Genomic DNA, 21790 nt, shown 5'->3' with positions numbered 1-21790 from the left:
CCACCGCGTTCCCGACGATCCAATCGACGAGAACCGCCCCTGATTTTCGTTCGGGCGATCGGATCCCTTCTCCGACGGCCGGCTCACAGCGTCGACTGCCCGCAGTGGATATCGAAGACGTCCGCTCTCGAGAAACCGAACCAGCGGATGATGGTCCGAAACGGCTATCTGGGCGACGCCGAACCCTACGAACGATGGAAACCGTTTCGTTCCTGCTCGCGATGGCGGTCGCGAACGTCGGCTTCACCGTCGTCATCGTCGCACACGCCACGTTGACCGACCACGACGCCGGCAGATGGCCCTACCTCACGCTCGTGCTCGGGCTCGCCGGGGTCGCTGGCTACCTCCTTTACGACGGAATCGGGCCGTCCGATCCCTTCTAGGCCAGGAAGACGTGTCGCGGTCGCTTCTCGAGGACGTCCCGACCGAACTCGACGGCGTCGGCGAAGGCGTCGCTGCGGAAGAACTGCATGGCGTCCTCGCGGGAGTCCCAGCGGCTGGCGATGAACATGTCGTTCTCGTCCTCGAGGTTAGCCAGCAGGTCGGTCTTGCGGTGGCCCTCCATGTCCGCGAGCAGGGCGCCGGCGTCCTCGAAGGTGTCGATGAAGTCCTCGCGGTGTTCGGGCTTGACGGCGTAGAACATTCCCATCGTCCCCCAGGAGTCGTCGCTGTCGTCTCCTGCCTGCCGCACGATCTCGGGGAGGTCGGCGAGGAACCCGGCAGCGGTGTTGGCCGCCCGTTCGGTTTCCCAGAGGCTGACGACGGCGGTTTCGCTCTCCTCGTCGGCGAGTTCGCTCGGCTCGTAGACGGCGGTCTTGACGTGGGTGTCGTAGTGATCGAAGTTCGTCCGGAGGCCGTCGACCTCCTCGTACAGCTCCTCGGGGTCGGCCGCCGAGTAGAGCACGACGGCGTGGACGTCCTCGCCGTGGGGCTGACCCGCGTAGACGCCCATCTCCTCGAGTTCGCTGCGGACCGACTCGTCGTCGTCCCCGTCGTCTCCGCCGTGGTGGCCGTCGGAGCCGTCGGAATCGCCGTGATGGTGGCCGCTCGAGTCGCCGTGTGTGGACTCGCCGTGGTTGTGGCCGTGATCGGACTCGTCCTGCGGAATCGGCTCACCCGCCAGGAACGCTCTCAGCTGTGTAGGCGGGAACCGCCGCCCCGAGAGGAATCGGCCGAACTCCGCGAACCGGGAGGTCGAGGGGTCGAACCGCATCTCGTAGAGCAGGTCCTTGACGTCGGTGGGATCGTCGGCGAACAGCGTCACGCCCCACTCGAAGTCGTCGAGGCCGATGCTGCCGGAGATGATCTGGGTGACCCGCCCCGCGTACTCCTTGCCGATCTCGCCGTGGCTCGAGAGGTGGTTGGCGCGCTCGTCGAACGGCAGGTCGTACCAGTTGTCCGCGTCGCCGCGACGTTTGTCCATCGGATAGAAGCTGACGAACTCGCTGTCCGGGATCGTCGGCTTCAGCCGGGTTTCGATGTACCGGCGCATCCCGGTGTCCTCGACCTCCTCGTCGTCCTCGAAGAACTCCTCGGACATGTAGCCCGAGACCTCGGTTACCGAGAGGTACGAATCCGCGCGCTCGGTGTACTCCGCGAGCGCGGTCTGCTCGAACCCGCGCTCTAGCGCGTCGATGTCGGCGAGCGTGGGCCGCAGGTGAAGCACCAGCAGGTCGGCCTTGTGGCCGAGCATCGCGAACGTCGCCGACTCGCCCTCCTCGGCGTCGACGGCGTCCTCGGCGGCCGAGAGGTAGTCGACTCCCTCCTCGAGCGCGCTCGAGCGGTGCCGTTCGGGGGCGTCCCGCCAGGCGTCCCAGTCGATCGACCGGAAGTCGTGGAGCACGTACCAGCCCTCTTCGGTCTGTGGCGGTCGTCGTCGTTCCATACGCGCGGCTTAGGCCGGCGCCGTCAAGAAGGACAGGGTTTCGCGCTGCCGTTCGACTATCGAATCCCCGCGAATGTCTGCCGCTTCTTCAGGTGCCTCGAGAACAAACACTAACCGATGCCCCGAACCGACCCACGGTCGCGCCGATCGACGCTTCGGCTAGTCGGCGCGACCGCCGGAGTCGCGCTCGCCGCCGGCTGTACCGAAGGAACGGGCGACGGCGAGGGCGAACCCGATCAGAACGAGAGCGACGAGACGGTCACCGACGAAGCCGACGAGGACGACCCCGACCCGCCCGAGGACGACGAGGACGAGTGGGAGGACGTCTCGACGCTCGAGTTCGAGGCCGACACCGACGGCTGGATCGGGATCGAGCCCGAGGCCATCGAGGACGAGGAGAACCCGGATATCGCCCTCTACGAGGGCCGCGAGTACGAGTTCCGAGTTACGAACGAGGACGGTGACGTCCACAACTTCGCGCTGTGGGACGGCTCCAACCCCATCGCGGCCTCGGCGTTCCTCGAGGACGAGGGAGAGACGGAGACGCTCGTCGCCGACGCGACCGACGAGGTCGAACAGTACGTCTGTGAAACGCACCCGGATGAGATGGCCGGCGCCGTCGAACTCCGGGAGGAGTAGCCTAGCATCGGGAACCGGTCGTTGCGACCTTCTCACTCAGTGGCTACTATAGAACTCGCCAAGACGATTCGAATCGCTGACAATGGCGATCAACGGAACTGTTCAGCTCTCCGTCGATCGCCTGTCTCTCGAGCCTTCGTGAACGGGGGTGACCGAAACCCTTTACGTATATCCGTCAAAACCTCGACGCACATGCGGAAGAGTGGACCGCCGAAGGGAGTGATCGCGTATCTCGTCCTCGAGCTACTCGAGGAGAAACCTCGGTACGGCTACGAGATTCTCAAGGAGATCCGCGACATCAGCGGCGGCCACTGGGAACCGTCCTACGGCTCGGTCTACCCCATCCTCTACAAGTTCGAGGAGAAGGGGTGGGCCGAACGGATCGAACGCGAGGACGAGCCCGACCGGAAGTACTTCGAGCTGACCGACGACGGACACGAGGAGCTCGCCGACCGCCGGGAGAGCGGCGCCGAGAAGGCTCGAGACTTCGCCGACGTCATTCTCGGCTTCTTCCACGTTTACGCGGCATTCTCGACGGACGAGCGCTTCGAGATACCCGAGATGGAGGGAGAGTGGCGCTTCAACGAGGAGTTCAGCGCCTGGATCGTCGAACAGGTCGTTCGCCACCACGAACACTACTTCGACGCCGACTTCGAGCGTATCGAGGAGACACCCCCGGAGTTCTACGAGCGCCACGGGATCGACGAGGAGGAGTAGCCGTCCCGTCGGTCTCGAAGGCACGACGGTTCTTCTGACTCGCTTCGTGCGAATCCGATCGCCGTCGAGAGCCACCGCTACGGGCTGTCGGAATCGGTTCGAACGCGATCACGCTCGAGCGGGAGGACATCGGAGCTCGCCAAAGATCGAAAGCGGCCGCTCAGTTCAACAGCTGCGGCCCGAACAGCATCAACACGAAGCTGGCGAGCATCGCCAGCCCGACCGTCGTCGTCACCATCCTGACCATCCCGCGGGTGGCGTCGATCGGCAGCCTCGACATAACCGCCTCCGTGCTGGTCCGGAGGATGTGACCCCCGTCCAGTGGGAACGCCGGAATGCAGTTGAAGAAGCCGAGCTGAACGTTGATCCAGCCGGTCCAGAACAGCAGATTGGCGATGACGAACACCGTCCAGTCACCGAGTATCGAGAGCGAGCCCTCGACCTGATAGAAGTTCTCGACCCCACCGGTAAAGCCCGCGAAGTTGAACGGCAGGACGTCGAGAAAGCCCGCCAGCGGGAGGAACAGCGCAAACCCGATCTTTCCGAGGAACGAGTCGACGAGCGGGCTGACCTGCTCGTCGCCGTCGCCACCGAGGACGGAGAGGTACGCCTCGGCGGGGTAGTGCTGGACGCCGAGCGCCTCGGCCGAGATGCCGGAGACGCCCTCGACCGGCTGGTAGCCCGCGGTTCCGCCGCCGGTGACCTGGCTTCGGTCGCCGAGGGTGATCTCATACTCGACGCGCTCGCCGTCGAGGTAGCCCGCGACCGTGACCTCGTCGTCGGGATCGGTCTCGCCGAGTCTGTCCTGAAGCACCGACGCGGACTGGGTGCGATCGCCGTCGAGTTCGGTGATAACCATCTGTTCTCCGGCGGGAGCGCCGGCGTCGGCGAGCGGTCCGTCCTCGACGATCGTAACGGCCGCGCCGATCGGGACCTCCCGCTCGTCGGTGTCGCCGTCCTCGCCGACGGTCAGCGTGACGATCTCGTCGTCGCCGGCTGCCTCGAGCAGTTCGTCCTCGGTCGCGACCGGTTCGCCGTCGACCGCGAACACCGACTCGCCGGTGTCGACGCCGGCCGGGTTCCCGTCGATGGCCGCGGTCACGACCAGCGATCGCTGGACGGTCACGGTTTCCTCGTCGTTTCGCTCGAGTTCGACGGTCTCGCCGTCGGCGGTCTCGAGCAGCTCGAGGAAGTGATCGTTGTCCTCGATCTCCTCGCCGTTGATCGCGGTGATGCGGTCGTTGGGCTCGAGGCCAGCGTCGGCAGCGGGTGAGCCGGGGGCGACCCCGCCGACGGCGGCGCCGGGGGCGACCGCGATCGAGCCGACGACGGGTCCGAAAAGCAGGGCGAACGCGACGAGCGTGATCGCGAAGTTGTTGGTGACGCCGGCGGCGAACATCCGAGTCTGGGCCCCGCGATCGGCCTTCTTGCTGCTCTCTTGGTCGGGTTCGACGAACGCGCCGATCGGAAGAACCGCGAGCATCGCGACGCCCATCGAGTTGATGTCGATGTCCTCGACGCGACAGAGCAGGCCGTGACCGCCCTCGTGGACGACCAGACCGACGAGCAGTCCGAAGACGATACCGGGTGTCGCGGAGAGGGGGAGAAAGTCGTTGACGCCGGGGATGATCAGTACGTTGCGGGGCTGTTGGACCGACGACGTTGGCTGGGGTGCCGATAGCGCGGCGATTGCCGCGAACAGGAGGAAGGCGAACATCGCGACCATGACGACGATCGCGATGCCGATTCCGACGTTGGCCCACGCCCGCCAGAACCGCTTCGGTCCGGAAAGCCAGTCCAGGAACTTCCGGCCGCGCTTGGTGTGAAACGTCGTGATCGGTCCCTGCGTCCCGACGTAGCTGGGCAACAGTCCGGCGTTGCGAAGCGAGAGGATCAGGAACCAGTAGGCGAGAAGGCCGATAACTACCCACGTCAGCGTCGTCGAACCGAAGAGCTCCGGAACCGAGACGAAAGCTGGAGCGCCGTGTTGCATCTACCGTAGTTCGGGGTGGGGCTCTCAAATGGTTTGTGTTGGCCGGAGCCCGCCGGGCGACGGCAGAGAACCTGTTAGCGATCCCGACGGAGTCGCGCGACGACGAACTCCCGGTCGACCTTCTCGAGGAACGGGCCGAGCTTCGGTCCCTGTTCCTCGTCGAAAAAGAGCCGGTAGCCGGCGCCGAAGAAGTCGCCGATATCCACGTCGTGGCGCTTCGCCGTCTCGTAGATCTCGCCCTGGATCTCGTCGGGTCCGTGGCCCGCCGCGACGAAGTCGGCGAGCTCCTCGAGGGCGTCCTCGGTCGCCGCGTCGAACTCGTGGTCCGGAATCGCGCTGCGCTTGAGCTCGTAGTCGAACTCGTTTTCGGTCCGACGCGCCCAGTTGCGGGCCTGCTCGACGCGCTCCAGGGCGCCCTCGACGGCCCACTCGGGAGCATCCTCGGGGATGTGGTCCTCCTTGCGGGCGACCTCCTCGCGCAGCTCGGGGTCGTCGAACATTCCGAGCACCGCGGCGAAGGTGTAGGGCAGGCGAATCCGTTCCTCTCGCGGTTCTTCCACGACGAGGGGATAGACCCGGTCGGCGAACGCCTGCTCGTCTTCGCTGGCGTCGATCTCGCCGAAGTACGTCGCCTCGAAGCGGTCGAACTCGTCGACGAGCTGGTCGAGGCGTTCGATGCTGAAGTCCCGCGCCTTCGAGGGGTCCTTCGCGAAGAAGTACCGCAGCACCTCGGGCTCGAGCAGCTCGAGGACATCCGAGACGAGGATGACGTTGCCCTCCGAGGAGGAGAACGGTTCGCCCTCGAGGGTGAACCACTCGTAGACCATCGGCACCGGAGGGTCGATCTCGAGGACGTTCCGCGCGACGTCCTGGCCGCTGGGCCAGGAGCCCTCGGCGTGGTCCTTGCCGAACGGCTCGAAGTCGACGCCCAGGGCCTGCCACTGGCCGGGCCACTCGAAGCGCCAGGGCATCTTCCCCTCGCGGATCGTCGCCGTCCCCTCGTGGCCGCAGCCGTCGATACTCCGGTCGCCAGCGTCCATGTCGGTACAGCGGTAGTCGACGGTCGCCGGATCCGACTCGAGGTCGGCGTCAGTGACGGTTTCGGTGATCTTGCCACACTCCGCACAGATCGGGTTGAACGGGACGTACTCCTCGTCGACCTTGTCCTGATACTGCGAGAGCACCTCTCGGGCGCGATCCTGATTGGCCAGGACGTGTCGGGTGATGTCGTCGAACTCGCCGTCGGTGTAGAGTTCGGTCGTCGACACCATCTCGATCGGCACGTCGACGGCGTCGGCGCTGTCCTGGATGATCTGTGAGAAGTGTGCGCCGTAGGAGTCACAGCAGCCGAAGGGGTCCGGAATGTCGGTGTACGGCGAACCGAGGTTCCGGCCGAGCGCGCCCGCGTCGACCTCGCCCAGATCGACGAGATTCCCCTTGAGATCACATAGCGTCCGTGGGAGCTTCCGAAGCGGGTCGCGGTCGTCGGCGGTAAACACCTGTTGGACCTCGTGACCGCGCTCGCGGAGCACCTCGGCGACGTAGTAACCCCGCATCACCTCGTTGACGTTACCCAGGTGCGGGACACCGGAGGGAGAGATCCCGCCCTTGATCCTGTCTCTTATACACATCTCTGAGCGGGCTGNAGATGTGTATAAGAGACAGGTGTAGGGGCTCTCGGTGTCCGGCTCGCTGCCGTCGGTCGTTTCGTCCTCGTGCGAACTCATTGTTCGTTGTTCGCCCAGTAAGTCGGCTCCTCGCCGACGCCGTCGGGAACGACGTCGGTTCCCTCGTGGTCGCCGTGGCGGACCGCGCGGGCGATGCGGTCGGGGTCGGTTCCGTCGAGGACGATCGTTCGCATCCCCGAGCGCTCGATGATCTTCGCCGCCAGCAGGTCGACCGGTGCGGAGGCGCCGGCGTTCATCTCGAGGCCGGCGATGACGTCGACCAGCTCCGTCGCGGTGAGGTCGTCGTACTTCGTCGCGTCGTCGACCTCGTTGGGATCGTCGCTGTAGACGCCGGGGACGCTCGTCGCGTAGACGAGCAGGTCGGCGTCGACGTACTCCGCGAGGGCGGCGCCGACAGCGTCGGTCGTCTGTGCGGGTGCGACCCCGCCCATGACCGAGACGTCGCCGCGGCGAAGCGCATCGCCGGCCGCCTCGTAGTCCTCGGCCGGTGCGGTGACGGCGTCCTCGCCGAGCGCGGCGATGAGCAGGCGCGCGTTGAGCCGGGTGACGTCGATCCCCAGCTTGTCGAGTTCGATCTCGTTGGCCCCGAGCTCGCGAGCGGCGCCGATGTACTCGCGGGCGACGCCGCCGCCCCCGACGACGGTCCCCACCCGGCAGCCGTCCGCGATCAGGTCCTCGATGACCGCGGCGTGTTCGGAAACCCGATCGACCCCGGGTTCGGGGACGAGGACACTCCCGCCGATAGAAACGACCACTTTCATCCTAACGCGGTGTAACGGAGTCGCTATCTTAAGGATTGCCAACTCCGCGGCGGCTGTGACGCGCTCTCGTGACAGTCGGCCCATCACCCCGCGAGCCGTCGATCAGTCCTCGAACGAGAGGATCATCGCTGCGCCGTCGCGCTGGAAGGTGGTTCCGAACGGAGCCGACAGCTCGCGCATTCGCTCGCGGGACCAGTCGGCGGCGTCGGAATTCGCTTCGTGGACCGCACAGTCGTCGATCTCGGTCGGATACAGTCGGAGTTCGGTCGGCACCCCCGCCTCGGAGACGGCGAGGACGAACAGGAAGCTCCGGTCGTTTCGCAGCCGCGAGTCGACCGCGTAATCGTCGACGAAATCGCCCGTATCGTAGAGGATCGGCCGTCCCTCGTGAACCTCGACTCCCTGGAAGACGTGGGCGCTGTGGCCGTGGACGATGTCGACGCCCGCCTCGAGCAGCCAGCGGCCGAACTCGCGGAACGATACGGGCGGTTCCTCGACCATATTCGGCCCCCAGTGGAGGGAGGCGACCAGCAGGTCGGGATCGGTCCCGCGAGCACGCTCGAGGGCTTCGCCGGCGCGTCGTCTCGTCTCCGGGTTCTCGCGGTCGATCTCGATCCAGGCGGTCCCCGGCGAGGCGCCGTCGGCCGCGTACTCCGGCGTGTTGTCGGTGAGGGCGATGACCGCAACCGTGAGTCCGCCGATCGAGACGACCGCGGGCTCGAGCGCCTCCTCGAGGGTCTCGCCCGCCCCCGTTCGGACGATCCCGGCCTCGTCAAGATGCTCGAGGGTGTCCCGCAGCGCGGCCTCCTCGTAGTCGAGGACGTGGTTGTTCGCCAGCGCGCAGACGTCGACGCCGGCCCGCTCGAGGGCGGGCACGGCCCAGTCGGGATCCGCGCGGAAGTGAAACGGGCGGTACGTGCGTCGCCACTGCCGACCTCGCGTCGAGAGGACGCACTCGAGGTTGATCACCAGCCCGTCGAGTTCGCGAAGCCGCTCGAGGACGGTCCCCCACACCGCGTCGACGGGACGTCGCCGCTGGCGGTCATCGACGACGCGCCCGAGCATGACGTCGCCGGTGAAGCCGATCCGAGTGGCCATACCTTCGTCTACGGGTCGCAGGGACAAAGATCGCCACCCGTCGACAGCTACAAACCGCAACCGAACCAATCGTCCGACATGTACGTACTCGGCTGTCTGAACCGCGGGACGAGCGAGGAACGGCTCGAGCGTGTCGTCGACCGGGTCGTCGACCGGCTCTCCAGGGAGGGCCGCGTCGGCGTCGTCCGGTACGACGCGACGATCGCCGACGGAACCCAGGAATCGCTGACGGTCGGCGGCGACGTCACCTACGGGCTCGGGGCCGACGGCGACTGGACCGCCTCGGGAACGGGGATGTCGGTCGCGGACGCGCTGGCGGCGCTCTCGACCGACTGCGAGTACGCCGTCGTCGTCGGCGTCCCTCGGCTCCGGCACCCGACGCTCGTTGTCGGAGAGTCGTCCGACGACGTCGAGGAGGTCCTCGCGACCGTCTCCGGCCCCGGCGACCTCGAGGAGGACGCCCTCGTCGAGGCCCTCGAGGCCGAAGAGCCATACGAGACCCTCGAGTCGCTCGTCGCGCGGGTCAAGCGTTCTCCGCGGGCCAACCGTGCGGGTGCGATCGCGACGTTCACCGGACGGGTGCGCGCGAAAGACGACGACGACGACGCCCGGACCGAGTACCTCGAGTTCGAGAAGTACGAGGGCGTCGCCGAGGAGCGGATGGCCGCCCTCGAAACGGACCTCGAGTCCCGGGAGGGCGTACTGGACGTCGAACTCTACCACCGAACCGGCGTCGTCGCCGACGGCGAGGACATCGTCTTCGTCGTCGTCCTCGCGGGCCACCGTGGGGAGGCGTTCCGAACGGTCGAGGACGGGATCAATCGGCTCAAGGACGAGGTGCCACTGTTCAAGAAAGAGGTTACCGTGGAGGACGAATTCTGGGTTCACGAGCGGTCATAGCTCTCGTTTCGGTGGGTTCTCGAATCTGGAACGCGGATGGGGTCGTTTCCGGACCTGCTATAGCAAGCAACCAAGATATGATGTCGTTGTCCGGCATGACACTGCAAGCTCTCTCGAAACAGTACATTAAATTGGTATTTCGTATTATTCTATACTTTAGAAGAGAATAATACGTTAGAAGCGGTTATGAAAGTTCTAATGGATTCTCAAATCATCGTGAAACGTCTCGGTGGCGGCGATAAAGAATCTATTATTCGACTGTGCGCTAAATGCAACTAAAAACTCGCTAATCGTCCTTACTTTATAACATATATTGGCTGCAAGAGAGTGTTGTCGATGAGCACGACAGCCCAAACCTCCACGGAAAGCAAAGAACGGCGGCTGAAAAACTACCTGCGCGAACAGGTCGAAGACGGCGAGCTGTACTTCAAGGGGAAGTTCATCTCCGACGATGTCGGCATGTCCCCGAAGGAGATCGGCGCGCTGATGGTCAAACTCTCGGATTCGGACGGCGACCTCGAGGTCGAGAAGTGGTCGTACACGAGCGCGACGACCTGGCGCGTGCAGTCCGCCTGAGCTGTCGTCCACACAACGAACGACGCTCACCCGCGCCGGCGCGCCACGGACGCCATCCGGCGCGGTCTCCCCCCTGATCAAACGGTTGCGGTCTCGCCCGCGTCCGACTGACTGTCTCGGCACGCGGGCTCACTCACTTCTTCGAGAGCGATCGCCGCAGCTTAGGGAAGGCGATTTATACGAGCAACCGCTGACTTCGGACGATGGACGACGTCGATTCGTCCGACTACGGAACGGCGGGCGACCGGAACCCGTTCCCGGAGGACGGACCGCCGCTCGAGCGCGTCGAGTCGGTGTTTGCGGTTTACGAAACCCGACGGGAGGACGACCAGCTCGTCTACTACGGCGATCCGCTGGTCGCCCCCGAACCACTGATGCGGGAGCTGTGGCCGGTGTTTCGCGAGGAGGGGTACGACGTCGAGTTGACGCGGCGCCACGGCGAGTACACCCTCGTCGCCGAGCCCCGGTCTATCGGGATCGACGGGATCCCCTGGACGAACGTTTTTCTGTTACTCGCAACCGTCGTCTCGACGCTGTTCGCCGGTTCGATGTGGTATCATATCGATCCGTTCGCGAATCCGCTGGCGATGTGGGAGGCCTGGCCGTTCATGGTCGCGATCCTGGGCGTTCTCGGCGTTCACGAGATGGGCCACTACGTGCTGAGTCGCTACCATGGGGTCGACGCTTCCCTGCCCTACTTCATCCCGGTGCCGACGCTGATCGGGACGATGGGCGCCGTGATCAAGATGAAGGGCCGAATGCCCGACCGGAAGGCGCTGTTCGACATCGGCGTCGCCGGCCCGCTCGCGGGACTGATCGCGACGGTCGTCATCACGATCGTCGGGCTCCACATGCCTCCCGTCACCGCGCCCGAGGACGTCGTCGCCGATCCGAACGCGATCCAGATCGACCTCGGCTACCCGCTGTTGCTCGAGTGGCTCGCTGCCCTCTTCGATCAACCGCTCTACCAGGATGATCCGGCGACAGCCGTAAACCCGGTCGTCATCGGCGGCTGGGTCGGGATGTTCGTCACCTTCCTGAATCTCATCCCGGTTGGCCAGCTCGATGGCGGTCATATCCTCCGAGCAATGGCCGGGAACCTCCAGGAGACGATCGCCGCGCTAGTTCCCGGTGCGCTGTTCGGACTCGCGGCGTACCTCTACTACGTGAGCGGCTACAGCGGCAACTCGGTGTTCATCTGGGTGTTCTGGGGGATCTTCACCGCGGTGCTGGCCTCGGTCGGCCCGGCGCGTCCGGTCCAGGACGAACGGCTCGGAGCCGGTCGGTTCCTGCTCGGCGTCGTCACCTTCGGGCTCGGCCTGCTGTGTTTCATGCCGGTTCCGATCGCCATCGTCCAGTGATCAACCCTCGCCGTGGGTGTAGCCTCGATCCGCGAGCGGCTCCCCGTCGAGGCTGATTCCGTCGTCGCTCTCGAGAACGGTCCCGATCGTCGAGAGCGGAACGTCGACCGCGTCGCGAACGGCCTCGAGTGCCGTCTCTGGTACTGTCGCGACGAGTTCGAAGTCCTCGCCGAACGTCGTGGCGCGCTCGAGGGCCTCCCGGTCGGTCTCCGAGACCGACCGAACGGCGTCGTCGACCGGAATCGCCTCGCCGTCGATCGCGAACCCACAGTCGCTCGCCTCCGTGAGCTGGTGGAGCGACCGCGCGAGGCCGTCGCTCGAGTCCATCATCGCCGTCGCGTGCGGGGCGAGCGCCCGTCCGGCCGCGATCCGTGGTTCGAACCGGAACAGCTCGTTCGCGCGCCCGCGGGCGTCCGGATCGGTCTCACGCTCGCCGCGTCGAAATAGCTCGAGAGCGGCCGCGCTCCGTCCGAGGGTGCCGGTGACGCAGACGACGTCGCCGGGTCGGGCGCCGCTTCGCGGGACGGGGTCGTCGGTTCGCCCGATAGCAGTCGTCGCGACGGTAAACTCCTCGTGACCGTCGAGGTCACCGCCGACGTACTCGCCGTCGACGAGCTCGCAGACGTCGCGTGCGCCCCGGACGAACGCAAGTAGTTCGTCCTCGACGAACTCCGGAGCCGCGTAGGCGGCGACCGCGGCCGTCGCACCGGCTCCCATCGCCGCGACGTCGGACAGCGAGGCGCCGACGGACCGCCAGCCGGCCGTGTAGCGGCTCGTCCCCGGCGGAAAGTCCGTCCGCTCGTGGAGCATGTCGGTCGTCACGATCAGCCCGTCGACGACGGCCGCGTCGTCGCCGACCGGGTCGAGTTCCCCTTCCAACAGCGCCAGTGCGGCGCGTTCGTCCATACCCGGCGTTTCGGGGCCAGCACGAAAAGCGATCCGGACCGCGAGAACGGTTCTCGAGGTCGAGCTCGGGGAAAGACGATGGCCTTAAATGCCGCGGCAGGGAACCCAACGCCAATGGCTACGATGTACGACGTTCCGGCGGACGACCTCATCGAGGCGCTCGCCGAGGACCTCGAGGACCGACTCGACGAACCCGACTGGAGCCAGTTCGCGAAGACTGGCGTCGACCGCGAACTGCCCCCCGAGCAGGAGGACTTCTGGGCGACCCGCGCCGCGAGCCTCCTTCGGAAGGTCGCCGACCGCGGTCCCGTCGGCGTCGAGCGACTCTCCACCGAGTACGGCGGCGGCAAGGCCGGGACGAACCGTTACCGCGTCGCCCCCGACCGACGAACCGACGGCTCGAAGAACGTGATCCGGACGATCCTCCAGCAGCTCGAGGAGGAAGATCTCGTCGAGACCGCCGAGGGCGAGGGACGGCGCATCACGCCCGCCGGCCGAAGCCTGCTCGACGACACCGCCGGCGAGGTTCTCGAGGAGCTCGACCGCCCGGAACTCGAGCGCTACGCGTAAGGCTCGCTTTCGAGCACTCTTTTCGGACCGCTCGCCGATCAGCGGCGTCTCTCACTCTCATCGTCCGTAATCATTTTCTGCGCCCGCGCGCAACGTCTCCCTATGAGCGGCTCACCCGACGAGGAGAAACTCGAGGAGCTCCGGCAGAAGAAAATGGAGCAGCTACAGGACCGCGCCGAGGGAGGCGGTGAGGCCGACCGGGCGAGCCAGGAGGCCGCCCAGCAGCAGGCCGAAGCCCAGAAGCAGGCGCTGCTCCGCCAGCATCTGACCGACGACGCGCGAAAGCGGCTCAACACGGTCAAGATGAGCAAGGAACAGTTCGGCGAACAGGTCGAACAGCAGGTAATCGCGCTGGCTCGCAGCGGGCGCATCCAGGGGAAGATCGACGACGAGAAGATGAAACAGCTCCTCCAGGAGCTCAAACCCGACTCGAAGAGCTTCGACATCAAGCGTCGCTGATGGAGCTCGGACTGCTCTACAGCGGGGGCAAGGATTCGACGCTCGCAGCGCTCGTCCTCGAGGAGTTTTACGACGTCACGCTCGTTACGGTCAGCTTCGGCGTCAGCAACGACTGGAAACACGCCCGCGAGACCGCCGCCACCGCCGGCTTCGAGTTCGAGCGCCTCGAGCTCGAGCGCAGTGTCGCCCGCGAGGCCGTCGAACGGATCCGTGAGGACGGTTTTCCCCGCAACGGGATCCAGCACGTCCACCAGCACGCTCTCGAGGCCCTCGCCGAGGACCGCTTCGACGCGGTTGCCGACGGCACCCGTCGAGACGACCGCGTGCCGACCGTCTCGCGGGCTCAGGCCCAGAGCCTCGAGGACCGCCACGACGTCGACTACATCGCGCCGCTGTCGGGCTTCGGCCGGACGGCGGTCGACCGCCTTGTCGAAGACCACCTCGAGGTAACCGTCGGGCCGAGCGAGTCGATCGACCGCGCGGACTACGAGGCAGAGCTGCGGGCGATCATCGCCGCGGAGGACGGCCACGGGGCCATCGAGGAGCTGTTCCCCGACCACGAGCAGACGTACGTGACGAACGTCCGATAGTATCCTACCGACCGCGGTTGCGTTTCCAGAGCCCGTAGTTCAGCGCCGTCGCGAACGCGACCCAGCACAGGTACGGCACCAGCAACAGCGCCGCCCGACGGTCGATGCGCGCGAAGGCCAGGATCGTCGCGGCGATTGCCGGCCCGAGCAACGCGATGACGACGAGTCCCCCGAGAATCGATCGTCGGCCGAAGAAGACGAGCGACCAGAGCGCGTTCAACGCGAGTTGGGAGAGGAACACCCGTTCGGCCCGCCGCTTTCCCCTCGCGCTCGCCGTTCGGTCCCGACGGATCAGATGCCACGCGACTCCCATCGTCGCGAACAGGGCCGTCCAGACGGGTGGAAACACCCAGCCCGGCGGCGTTTTCGGCGGCTGCTCGAGCGTCGGATACCACTCGCTCACGTCGTCGGCGGTCAGCAGACCGGGAACGACGCCGGCGAGCTCGCAGAAGCCGACCGCCAGGCCCAGCTCCCGCCACTCGTCGCCGCCGATCGTCTCGGAGGGGGTCCGGCCGATTCGCGGAGGCATACGACGTCTTCGTCGACGCTGTATAAATTCCTCCGCCGCTCGAGAGACGAACCGTGCTCGTCGCGACGCCGTCCCGGATTCACGCGATCGACGCCCAAACGAAAGGTTAGAAGGTCGCCGTCGCCGAACGGTGGGGTATGTACGACGGCATCAAGGGGTTTCGTGACTTCTACCCCGGCGAGATGGCCGCCAGGCGGGCGACCATCGACACGATCGAGGACACTGCCCGCAGGTACGGCTTCCGCGAGATCGGGACGCCCGCACTCGAGCGCGCCGAGATGTGGACCGATAAGAGCGGCGACGAGATCGTCGAGGAGCTGTACGCCTTCGAGGACCAGGGCGGGCGCCACGTCACGCTGACTCCCGAGCTGACGCCGACGGTCGCGCGGATGGTCGTGGCGAAACAGCAGGAGCTCTCGAAACCGATCAAGTGGTTCTCGACGCGCCCGTTCTGGCGCTACGAGCAGGTTCAGCAGGGCCGCCAGCGCGAGTTCTACCAGACCAACGTCGACATCTTCGGCTCCGCCGAACCCGAAGCCGACGCCGAAATTCTCGCGTGGGCCGCCGACGCGATGACCGGACTCGGACTCACTGGCGACCACTTCGAGTTTCGGATCTCCCATCGCGACATCTTAGGCGGCGTGCTCGAGAGCTACGAGGCCGACGTCGACACGACCGAGGCGATTCGGGCCGTCGACAAGTCGGGCAAGATCTCGACCGCGGAGTACCACGACCTGCTCGCGGAAGCGGGGCTGACGTACGACCAGGCCGCCGAGTTCGACGACCTGATCGCGGGCGGCGACCTCGAGGCCGTCGAGTCGTTCGCCGACACCGAGCGGGTTACGGCGGCCGTCGAGAACCTCCAGAACGTGCTCGCCGCCGCCGAGGACTTCGGCGCCCGCGAGTACTGCACGATCTCGCTCGAGACGGCCCGCGGCCTGGATTACTACACGGGCGTCGTCTTCGAGTGTTTCGACTCGACGGGCGAGGTCTCCCGGTCGATCTTCGGCGGCGGGCGCTACGACGACCTCATCGAGAGCTTCGGCGGACAGCCCACCCCCGCGGTCGGGGTCGCACCCGGGCACGCAACGCTCTCCTTGCTCTGTCAACGCGCGGGCGTCTGGCCCGAGGAGGACGTGACGACGGACTACTACGTGCTCCAGGTCGGCGACACCCGCGCCGAGGCCGCCCGTATCACCCGCGAGCTGCGCGAGCGGGGCCACGTCGTCGAGACCGACGTCGCCGGTCGTTCCTTCGGCGCCCAGCTGGACTACGCCGACTCGATCAACGCCGAGACGGTCGTCATCGTCGGCGAACAGGATCTGGCGAACGACGAGGTGACGATCAAGGACATGGAGTCGGGCGATCAGCTTCAGACCCCAGTCGAGAAGTTTCCCGGCGACCTCGAGCGCCCGACCTACGAGGACCTCGCGTAGCGGTTCCGGTTTTTAGCCCGTCTCGGCGTCGGGGCGATACCGCCGGCTGACGGCCTTCCAGCGCCCGCGCCGGAACAGCCAGTAGTTGATCCCGCCGGGAACGTACGTCTCGAGCAGGAACGCGAGGTAGAGTCCCGCGACGCCGAGCGGAGTGACGAGCCCGAGCGCCGCCGCGGGCAGCGCGAAGACGTACCGACCGATCAGCGAGGCCACCAGCGGCAGTCGGGTGTCCCCGGCGCCCAGCAAGGCGCCCGCGGCGGCGCCGTCGACGCCGAGGCCGATCGCGCTGACGGCGCCGACGGCGACGAACGTCGCGGCCAGCGAGATCTCGTCAGGCTCGCTCACGAACAGCCCCGCGATCGGGTCGGCGAACGCGACGACGGCGGCGGCGATCCCGACGTAACAAACCACCGAGAGGCGGACGATCCCCTCGCCGTAGGCGCCGGCTTCCTCCTCCTCGTTCGCGCCGAGGTGCTGGCCGACAAGCGAACTCGAGGCCAGCCCCATGCCCCAGTTGACGCTGTTGATCAGGCTGCGAACCCGACGGCCGACCTCTAGGGCCGTGACGACCACCGGCCCGAACGAGGCGGCGATCCACAGCATGGGGAAGACGACGATCCCCTGGGCGAGCCGGCGGCCGATCTCGGGCGTCGAGATCTCGACGAGGTCGCGGATCACGCCGGCCTCGAGCCACGGCCCCTCGAGGGTGATCGGGACGGGGCTCGGCTCCATTCCCAGCGCGCCGTAGGTGCGTCCGACCATCCCCCAGGCGAGGACGACGGTGACGAAGCCGGTCGAGAGGGTCGTCCCGAGCGCCGCGCCGGCGACGCCCATGTCGAAGCCGAAGATGAAGAGTGCGCTGAGAACCACGTTCAGCACCGCGCCGCCGGCTCGAGCCATCATCTCGGTGAACGTGTCACCGACGCCGGTGTAGGTGCGGCTGGCGATCAGGTTGAGGAGTTCGAAGACGACGGCCGGCGCGACGTAGACGAGGTAGGTGCTGCCGTGGGCCAGCGACTCGGGGCCGGCGCCGAACAGCCCGATCAACTGATCGGGAACGAGGACGAACGCGGCCGCGAGCGGCAGCGAGATGACGATCGCGAGCAGGACGCTCTGGGTGACGACCAGCGACGCGCGCTCGTTCTCCTCGCCGCCGTAGTTCTGGGAGACGAGACTGACGGTGCCGCCAGCCAACCCGAGTCCGAGCATCGCGACGATCTCCCAGTATGCCAGCGCGAACGCAAGGCCCGCCGTCCCGGCGGTGCCGACGGCGATCCCAACCATTGCGAGGTCGGCAGTCTGCTTGGACATGATCGCGACCCCGGTGACGATCCGGGGCCAGGCCAGATCGACCGTCGGGCGCAGTCGCTCGGCGTCGATGATCCCCAGTCGCTCGAGGGCGCTTGCGACGAGCGCGGCGATGGCCGCCAGCCGTCCGGTCATCGCTCGAGTGTTTCACGACGAGGGGTTTCGGTTCGTTGCCTTCGGCTCCGGGAAGACACGTCCGAGCGACGCCTCGAGGGAGTCACGGCCGCAGTCTCGAGAGCATCGCCTTCAGATGGGTCGGCGAGACCAGCGACGTCGGGCGATCCATGTGAACGCCGATCTCGCCCGACAGCGCGCTCAGTCCGACGCGCTGGATCGGCTCGGGCAGCGAGTACGCCCGGCGGAGCCAGTGGCCGAGCTGCTGGTCCCGTTCCAGGTCCTCGCGCCAAGCGTGTTCGTAGGCCGCGAGGCTGGTCGGACGCTCGGGGTCGATCTCGCGAGCCGCGTGGTCCGCGGCCGTCGTTCCGTAGAGGATCCCGCCACCGGTGAACGGCTTGGTCTGGGCCGCAGCGTCGCCGATCAGGAAGCCTCGACGGCTCGTCACCCGATCCGCGGGGCCGATCGGGATCGCGCCCGAACAGCGGTGGGCGACGTCGATCTCGTAGCCGTCGATCAGCTCCTCGAAGTGTTTGGTGACCTCGACGCCCGGCGGGGCCGCGAGGCCGTACTCGACGCCGGCCTCGCCGCGGGGGATCCGCCAGGCGAAGAAGGTCGGCGGCGTGAGGTGAACGTCGACGAAGTCCTCGTAGTCTTCTTCCTCCGAGAAGGCGAGCACCCCGTGAAGGAGTTCGTCGGGCTCGGGGAGCCCGAGCTCCTGGCGGACCCGCGAACGCGGGCCGTCACACCCAGCGACCATCTTCGCCTCGTGGGTGACGGGCCCGTCAGGACCGCTCGCGACGACTTCGACGCGGTCGCGGTGTTCGGTGACGCTCGTCACAGAACGGTTCTCTCTGACGTCGGCACCGGCCTCGCGAGCCAGGTCGGCGAGGTGGCGATCCAGCCCGACGCGGTCGATGACGTTCGAGGCGACCTCGCGCTTATAAAAGGGGTAGGCGTCGCTGCGGGGACCGCCGACGTGAAACCGCGCGCCGTGGATTTCGTTCTGGAGCAGCTCCTCGCGGGCGCCTTCGGCCGTGACACTCCAGATGTCCGTACTGACGTGGCCCGAGCAGGCCAGCGGCGTGCCGATCGTCCCCTGCTCGAGGGCGAGGACGTCGTGGCCGCGCTCGGCGGCTTGCCGGGCAAAGCGCGCGCCGGCGGGGCCGACGCCGACGACGACGAAATCGTACATATTCCGTACGTCTCACTCGGACGGTAAGAAGCTCTCGAGTATCGCCCGCCGAGCGTCGACGGTCCTCACGTCCGTGTCACTGGTTCCCGGTGAAGAGAATTGTAACTTGTCCGATAATATCTCGCACGTATGCAGACCGGGAACGCGGTCGACGAACGAATACTCGACCGCGAGCGACAGCTGCTCGCCGTCCTCGTCCTCGGTCCGCTCCTGCTCGTACAGGTCGTCCGCGGGAGAGGAGCAAGCGCAGCACCCGCGAGCGACCCTCGGGAGCGAGCGGCTTTTTAGCGTAGATTTTTGCGCCCAGCGCGGGACCTCAGGTCCCGCGTGCCATGCGAACGAGTATGGAATGGAGAAGCATACGCCGAGCGAAGCGAGCTGTCGGCTTTTTTCATCATCAGAACCGCAAAGCGGTTCTGATCAGCAGTCAGAACGCGTCGCGTTCTGACGACATCGAAGTTTTTTGCCGGGGGTNCAGAACCGCAAAGCGGTTCTGATCAGCAGTCAGAACGCGTCGCGTTCTGACGACATCGAAGTTTTTTGCCGGGGGTTGAGGCTGACGCCATCGGCGTCAGCCGATGCCCTCGGTAAAAAAGTTCGCTTTACGTAACGAACCGATGGTTCGACCGATTCGCGTCTATGCTCGAGGATCCGCGTCCGGTCCCGGATACTCCCCATCGACGGTCGCCTCGTAGAGGCTCTCGGGATCGAATAGGCGGGCGAACGCGTCGGGCGGGCGGACGCTGACCGAGACGCGAGCCTGGAGTGAGAGTCCTGCCTGCGCGGAGTTCAGCCGCTCGTCGTACGAGAGGAGGTGTGCCGCCTGCCCCTGGTAGGCCGAGGCGAGCGCCGGGTGGTCGTCCTCGGGCTGGTCGACCGCGACGCGGTCGACCTCAAGGCGCTCGCGGTGGTCGGCCGCGAGTTCCGGGTCGGCCAGCGAGGCGACCAGCCGTTCGGTCTCGGCGAGCAGTTCGTCGCTTGCGACCAGCTCGAGCCAGGAGTGGCGACGAACGTGATCGAGCGCCTCGCGGGCCTCGCCGCCGACGAGCAGGTCGGCTGCGAGCACCGCCGGATCGGCGACGACTCGAGTGGGGTCAGGCTCGTCGCGACGCTCACTCATCGTCGTCCTCGGTTCCCGCCTCGTACGTTGCTCGGACGTCCTCGAGTGCGATCCCGTACTCGCTCGCGCGGTCGAACAGGTCCGCCCAGCTGTCGGTCATCGGTAGACGGTTCGAGTCCGGGAACAAAAAGCCCGTTCGCCCGCGTCGACTCGACGGTGTCTCGAGCCGACGGTCACGCCCGCCTCGAGAGCAGCCAGAAGACGACGGCACCGAGCACGAACGCGACGCCGACGTTGACCGCGAGGCCGACGACGCCGACGCCGACGACCAGCGCGAGCGCCCGCCCGTCGTCGACGGGGGCGAACGCGGCCCGTCCGAGCTCGATCGCGACGACGACCAGCAGGACGCCGAGCAGTGCGAGCGGGAAGGCGGCGAGCAGGGCGCCGGCGGCGACCAGCGCGAGCGCGAGGTAGCCGATCCCGAGGAGGACGTTCGCCCCGCCGGTTCGGGCGCCGAAGGCGTACTTGCCCGCGAGCCCGCCGCTGCCGTGGCACATCGGAACCCCGCCGATCGGGACCGCCGCGAGGCAGGTGACGCCCATGCTTTGCGAGAGGTCGTCGGCCCGGACGTCCCGATCGTAGAGGTCGCCACAGAGCAGGGCGGTCGCGATCGCCGCGTTGCCGACCGTCATTCCCAGCTGGGCGATGGTGGCCTCGAGCGCGCCCGTCGTGAACGCCGGTCCTCCGGCGGGGAAGAGCGCGGGCTCGGGTATCCGGGGTGTCGGGACGCCCGCGGTTGCGACGGCCGCGACGGCACCGAGCAGCAGAACGACGAGAACACTGGTCTGACGGTAGCCGACGACAGCGAGGACGGCAACGACGGCGAGTCCGGCCGCCGCGACGGGGAGGCTCTCGAGGGAGAGCCCGACCGCGGACTCGAGCAACAGCAGGGCGACCGCGAACTGCACGCCCCGGATGACGGGCTCGCCGACGACCCGCTGGAGGTGGCCGACGAGTCCGAACCGACCGACGGCGAGCAACACGACGCCGGCGAGCAGTCCGGCTGCGGCGAGTTCGGGATACGAGAGCGAACCGACGATCGCCAGCCCGATCAGGGCCTTCATCGGCTCGACGGAGAGGGGCATCCCGTAGTACAGCCCCCAGACGATCTGGAAGACGCCGAAGCCGACGAGAACGTGGGGTAACGAAACGGACGTCGTCGCGGCCAGCGCGACGACGAGCGGGAGGACCGTAACCGAATCTCCTAGCGCACCCGTCAGTTCGGACGTCGAGAACTCGAGGTCTCGGCTGGTCTCCGAACCGGTCGAGTACGCCATCTACCCGTCATTTGGCGGGGGAGAACTTGACGCTTTTCAGTAACCCTGTGCGATTCATTCGTCCGCCCTCAATAACTAAGTCTGGTTACGCCTCGAGGGGTCGCTCGAGAATTGACTCGAGATCGGTTTTCGCGTCGGCTTCGAGTTCGCGAAGCGGTCGCCGAGGGCGGCCAACCGACTGCCCCCGCATCGAGAGGGCGGCCTTGACGCCGGGGACGCCGAACCGCGAGGTGACGGCGTGGTTGAGTTCGACGATCGCGGCGTTTCGCTCGCGGGCGGCGTCCGTTCGACCCTCACGGTCGAGCCGGTAGATTTCGCTTGCGCGCTCGGGAACGACGTTGGCGACCGCGAGCACGCCGCCGTCGGCACCCGCAGCGAGCCCGGCCGCGTAGACGCTCCCGCTGCCGACGAGGACCGAGAAGGCGTCGTCCGTATGATCGAGCAGGCGCTGGATCGATTCGAGACTCCCGCTCGAGTCCTTGATCCCGGCGATGTTCTCGTGAGTCGCGAGCGCCGCGACCGTCTCGGGGGTAAGCATCCGACCCGTGAACTTGGGGACGCTGTAGAGGTAGACCGGGATCGGCGAGGCGCTCGCGACCTCCTCGTAGTACGCGACGAGGGCCGCGTCGTCGGTTCCGTAGTAGGAGGGCTGTCTCTTATACACATCT

General features: G+C 66.8%; 23 protein-coding genes (1 of these 23 cut by a window edge). 11 read left to right on the top strand and 12 right to left on the bottom strand.

The genetic code is table 11. The features are described 5' to 3' along the window. The first annotated feature begins 194 nt into the window (after positions 1-194). Positions 195-383 (top strand): hypothetical protein, encoded by a 189-nt coding sequence (locus C491_RS01000; protein WP_005553076.1) that lies wholly within the window; start codon positions 195-197, stop codon positions 381-383. Here the strand turns inward: C491_RS01000 and C491_RS00995 are convergent. After that, a complete protein-coding gene (locus C491_RS00995) occupies positions 380-1885 on the bottom strand; it encodes a heme-binding protein (protein WP_005553074.1) in 1506 nt (501 codons plus the stop codon). The genes C491_RS01000 and C491_RS00995 overlap by 4 nt on opposite strands. Before the next feature lie 117 nt (positions 1886-2002). On the opposite strand from C491_RS00995, the gene C491_RS00990 reads away from it, so the two are divergent. Continuing rightward, a complete protein-coding gene (locus C491_RS00990; RefSeq protein ID WP_005553073.1) occupies positions 2003-2524 on the top strand; it encodes a cupredoxin domain-containing protein in 522 nt (173 codons plus the stop codon). Positions 2525-2716: 192 nt separating this feature from the next. Further along, complete coding sequence (locus C491_RS00985) at positions 2717-3241, top strand: PadR family transcriptional regulator (RefSeq protein ID WP_005553072.1); 525 nt, start codon at positions 2717-2719, stop codon at positions 3239-3241. Positions 3242-3401: 160 nt separating this feature from the next. On the opposite strand, the gene C491_RS00980 is transcribed toward C491_RS00985, so the two are convergent. The 4 genes from C491_RS00980 to C491_RS00965 all read right to left on the bottom strand — a co-directional run bounded on the left by C491_RS00980 (position 3402) and on the right by C491_RS00965 (position 8781). Continuing rightward, positions 3402-5234: a site-2 protease family protein gene (locus C491_RS00980; protein WP_005553071.1), complete on the bottom strand. Its 1833-nt coding sequence runs from the start codon at positions 5232-5234 to the stop codon at positions 3402-3404. A 74-nt stretch (positions 5235-5308) separates the two neighbouring features. After that, positions 5309-6961, bottom strand: coding sequence for a lysine--tRNA ligase (lysS, locus tag C491_RS00975; RefSeq protein ID WP_005553070.1), 1653 nt, complete (start codon positions 6959-6961; stop codon positions 5309-5311). Continuing rightward, entirely contained in the window at positions 6958-7683 is a 726-nt protein-coding gene (gene pyrH / locus C491_RS00970) for a UMP kinase (protein ID WP_005553069.1), read from the bottom strand. Before pyrH ends, lysS begins: the two co-directional genes overlap by 4 nt. Positions 7684-7785: 102 nt before the next feature. Then, on the bottom strand, positions 7786-8781 hold the full coding sequence (locus tag C491_RS00965) for a CapA family protein (RefSeq protein ID WP_005553068.1): 996 nt from the start codon (positions 8779-8781) through the stop codon (positions 7786-7788). 78 nt (positions 8782-8859) lie between these two features. On the opposite strand from C491_RS00965, the gene C491_RS00960 reads away from it, so the two are divergent. The 3 genes from C491_RS00960 (at position 8860) to C491_RS00950 (ending at position 11618) form a co-directional block, all read left to right on the top strand. Further along, positions 8860-9681 (top strand): molybdopterin synthase, encoded by an 822-nt coding sequence (locus C491_RS00960; RefSeq protein ID WP_005553067.1) that lies wholly within the window; start codon positions 8860-8862, stop codon positions 9679-9681. Between the two features lie 330 nt (positions 9682-10011). Further along, entirely contained in the window at positions 10012-10257 is a 246-nt protein-coding gene (locus C491_RS00955; protein WP_049891360.1) for a DUF7123 family protein, read from the top strand. Between the two features lie 203 nt (positions 10258-10460). Then, positions 10461-11618, top strand: a complete 1158-nt coding sequence (locus tag C491_RS00950; protein ID WP_005553063.1) for a site-2 protease family protein — start codon at positions 10461-10463, stop codon at positions 11616-11618. Here the strand turns inward: C491_RS00950 and thiL are convergent, their stop codons facing one another. After that, entirely contained in the window at positions 11619-12524 is a 906-nt protein-coding gene (gene thiL / locus C491_RS00945) for a thiamine-phosphate kinase (protein WP_005553062.1), read from the bottom strand. Between the two features lie 114 nt (positions 12525-12638). Here thiL and C491_RS00940 point away from each other — a divergent pair, with 114 nt between their 5' ends. From C491_RS00940 to C491_RS00930, 3 genes are all read left to right on the top strand, one after another. Beyond that, positions 12639-13094, top strand: coding sequence for a 30S ribosomal protein S19e (locus C491_RS00940; RefSeq protein ID WP_005553061.1), 456 nt, complete (start codon positions 12639-12641; stop codon positions 13092-13094). Between the two features lie 102 nt (positions 13095-13196). Continuing rightward, a complete protein-coding gene (locus C491_RS00935; RefSeq protein WP_005553060.1) occupies positions 13197-13553 on the top strand; it encodes a DNA-binding protein in 357 nt (118 codons plus the stop codon). Further along, positions 13553-14143, top strand: a complete 591-nt coding sequence (locus C491_RS00930; protein ID WP_005553059.1) for a DUF7411 family protein — start codon at positions 13553-13555, stop codon at positions 14141-14143. The genes C491_RS00935 and C491_RS00930 overlap by 1 nt, the downstream gene beginning before the upstream one ends. A gap of 4 nt (positions 14144-14147) precedes the next feature. On the opposite strand, the gene C491_RS00925 is transcribed toward C491_RS00930, so the two are convergent. After that, entirely contained in the window at positions 14148-14672 is a 525-nt protein-coding gene (locus C491_RS00925) for a TspO/MBR family protein (RefSeq protein WP_005553057.1), read from the bottom strand. Between the two features lie 137 nt (positions 14673-14809). Here C491_RS00925 and hisS point away from each other — a divergent pair, with 137 nt between their 5' ends. After that, positions 14810-16108 carry a histidine--tRNA ligase gene (gene hisS / locus C491_RS00920; RefSeq protein WP_005553054.1) on the top strand — a complete coding sequence of 433 codons (1299 nt, stop codon included), beginning with the start codon at positions 14810-14812 and terminating at the stop codon, positions 16106-16108. Between the two features lie 12 nt (positions 16109-16120). Here the strand turns inward: hisS and C491_RS00915 are convergent, their stop codons facing one another. Both C491_RS00915 and C491_RS00910 read right to left on the bottom strand, forming a co-directional pair. Continuing rightward, on the bottom strand, positions 16121-17551 hold the full coding sequence (locus tag C491_RS00915; protein ID WP_005553052.1) for an MATE family efflux transporter: 1431 nt from the start codon (positions 17549-17551) through the stop codon (positions 16121-16123). An 82-nt stretch (positions 17552-17633) separates the two neighbouring features. Then, positions 17634-18725, bottom strand: a complete 1092-nt coding sequence (locus C491_RS00910) for a geranylgeranyl reductase family protein (RefSeq protein ID WP_005553050.1) — start codon at positions 18723-18725, stop codon at positions 17634-17636. 129 nt (positions 18726-18854) lie between these two features. On the opposite strand from C491_RS00910, the gene C491_RS22825 reads away from it, so the two are divergent. Continuing rightward, positions 18855-19013, top strand: coding sequence for a hypothetical protein (locus C491_RS22825; RefSeq protein WP_160167131.1), 159 nt, complete (start codon positions 18855-18857; stop codon positions 19011-19013). A gap of 349 nt (positions 19014-19362) precedes the next feature. Here the strand turns inward: C491_RS22825 and C491_RS00905 are convergent, their stop codons facing one another. The 3 genes from C491_RS00905 to C491_RS00895 all read right to left on the bottom strand — a co-directional run. Next, complete coding sequence (locus tag C491_RS00905; protein ID WP_005553049.1) at positions 19363-19845, bottom strand: DUF7384 family protein; 483 nt, start codon at positions 19843-19845, stop codon at positions 19363-19365. 173 nt (positions 19846-20018) lie between these two features. Beyond that, positions 20019-21122 (bottom strand): putative sulfate/molybdate transporter, encoded by a 1104-nt coding sequence (locus C491_RS00900; protein ID WP_005553048.1) that lies wholly within the window; start codon positions 21120-21122, stop codon positions 20019-20021. 85 nt (positions 21123-21207) lie between these two features. Further along, a protein-coding gene (locus C491_RS00895) for a dihydrodipicolinate synthase family protein (RefSeq protein ID WP_005553046.1) crosses the window boundary here: on the bottom strand, positions 21208-21790 show its 3' portion. The gene runs 218 nt beyond the window's last position; 583 of the gene's 801 nt are visible here — the last part of the coding sequence; its start codon lies beyond the right edge, outside the window — the gene reads right to left on this strand; it ends in the stop codon at positions 21208-21210.

It is taken from the genome of Natronococcus amylolyticus DSM 10524, from assembly GCF_000337675.1.
GTDB classification, from domain to species: Archaea; Halobacteriota; Halobacteria; order Halobacteriales; family Natrialbaceae; genus Natronococcus; species Natronococcus amylolyticus.
The sequence above is the reverse complement of the archived record's forward strand: the minus strand, read 5'-3'. Positions and strand labels throughout refer to the sequence as shown.

What these genes read in the sequence shown, in the direction of transcription:
- C491_RS01000 (WP_005553076.1), top strand. Translation starts at nt 195, where the DNA reads ATGGAAACCGTTTCGTTCCTGCTCGCGATGGCGGTCGCGAACGTCGGC.
- C491_RS00995 (WP_005553074.1), bottom strand. Translation starts at nt 1,885, where the DNA reads ATGGAACGACGACGACCGCCACAGACCGAAGAGGGCTGGTACGTGCTC.
- C491_RS00990 (WP_005553073.1), top strand. Translation starts at nt 2,003, where the DNA reads ATGCCCCGAACCGACCCACGGTCGCGCCGATCGACGCTTCGGCTAGTC.
- C491_RS00985 (WP_005553072.1), top strand. Translation starts at nt 2,717, where the DNA reads ATGCGGAAGAGTGGACCGCCGAAGGGAGTGATCGCGTATCTCGTCCTC.
- C491_RS00980 (WP_005553071.1), bottom strand. Translation starts at nt 5,234, where the DNA reads ATGCAACACGGCGCTCCAGCTTTCGTCTCGGTTCCGGAGCTCTTCGGT.
- pyrH (WP_005553069.1), bottom strand. Translation starts at nt 7,683, where the DNA reads ATGAAAGTGGTCGTTTCTATCGGCGGGAGTGTCCTCGTCCCCGAACCC.
- C491_RS00965 (WP_005553068.1), bottom strand. Translation starts at nt 8,781, where the DNA reads ATGGCCACTCGGATCGGCTTCACCGGCGACGTCATGCTCGGGCGCGTC.
- C491_RS00960 (WP_005553067.1), top strand. Translation starts at nt 8,860, where the DNA reads ATGTACGTACTCGGCTGTCTGAACCGCGGGACGAGCGAGGAACGGCTC.
- C491_RS00950 (WP_005553063.1), top strand. Translation starts at nt 10,461, where the DNA reads ATGGACGACGTCGATTCGTCCGACTACGGAACGGCGGGCGACCGGAAC.
- thiL (WP_005553062.1), bottom strand. Translation starts at nt 12,524, where the DNA reads ATGGACGAACGCGCCGCACTGGCGCTGTTGGAAGGGGAACTCGACCCG.
- C491_RS00940 (WP_005553061.1), top strand. Translation starts at nt 12,639, where the DNA reads ATGGCTACGATGTACGACGTTCCGGCGGACGACCTCATCGAGGCGCTC.
- C491_RS00935 (WP_005553060.1), top strand. Translation starts at nt 13,197, where the DNA reads ATGAGCGGCTCACCCGACGAGGAGAAACTCGAGGAGCTCCGGCAGAAG.
- C491_RS00930 (WP_005553059.1), top strand. Translation starts at nt 13,553, where the DNA reads ATGGAGCTCGGACTGCTCTACAGCGGGGGCAAGGATTCGACGCTCGCA.
- C491_RS00925 (WP_005553057.1), bottom strand. Translation starts at nt 14,672, where the DNA reads ATGCCTCCGCGAATCGGCCGGACCCCCTCCGAGACGATCGGCGGCGAC.
- hisS (WP_005553054.1), top strand. Translation starts at nt 14,810, where the DNA reads ATGTACGACGGCATCAAGGGGTTTCGTGACTTCTACCCCGGCGAGATG.
- C491_RS00915 (WP_005553052.1), bottom strand. Translation starts at nt 17,551, where the DNA reads ATGACCGGACGGCTGGCGGCCATCGCCGCGCTCGTCGCAAGCGCCCTC.
- C491_RS00910 (WP_005553050.1), bottom strand. Translation starts at nt 18,725, where the DNA reads ATGTACGATTTCGTCGTCGTCGGCGTCGGCCCCGCCGGCGCGCGCTTT.
- C491_RS22825 (WP_160167131.1), top strand. Translation starts at nt 18,855, where the DNA reads ATGCAGACCGGGAACGCGGTCGACGAACGAATACTCGACCGCGAGCGA.
- C491_RS00905 (WP_005553049.1), bottom strand. Translation starts at nt 19,845, where the DNA reads ATGAGTGAGCGTCGCGACGAGCCTGACCCCACTCGAGTCGTCGCCGAT.
- C491_RS00900 (WP_005553048.1), bottom strand. Translation starts at nt 21,122, where the DNA reads ATGGCGTACTCGACCGGTTCGGAGACCAGCCGAGACCTCGAGTTCTCG.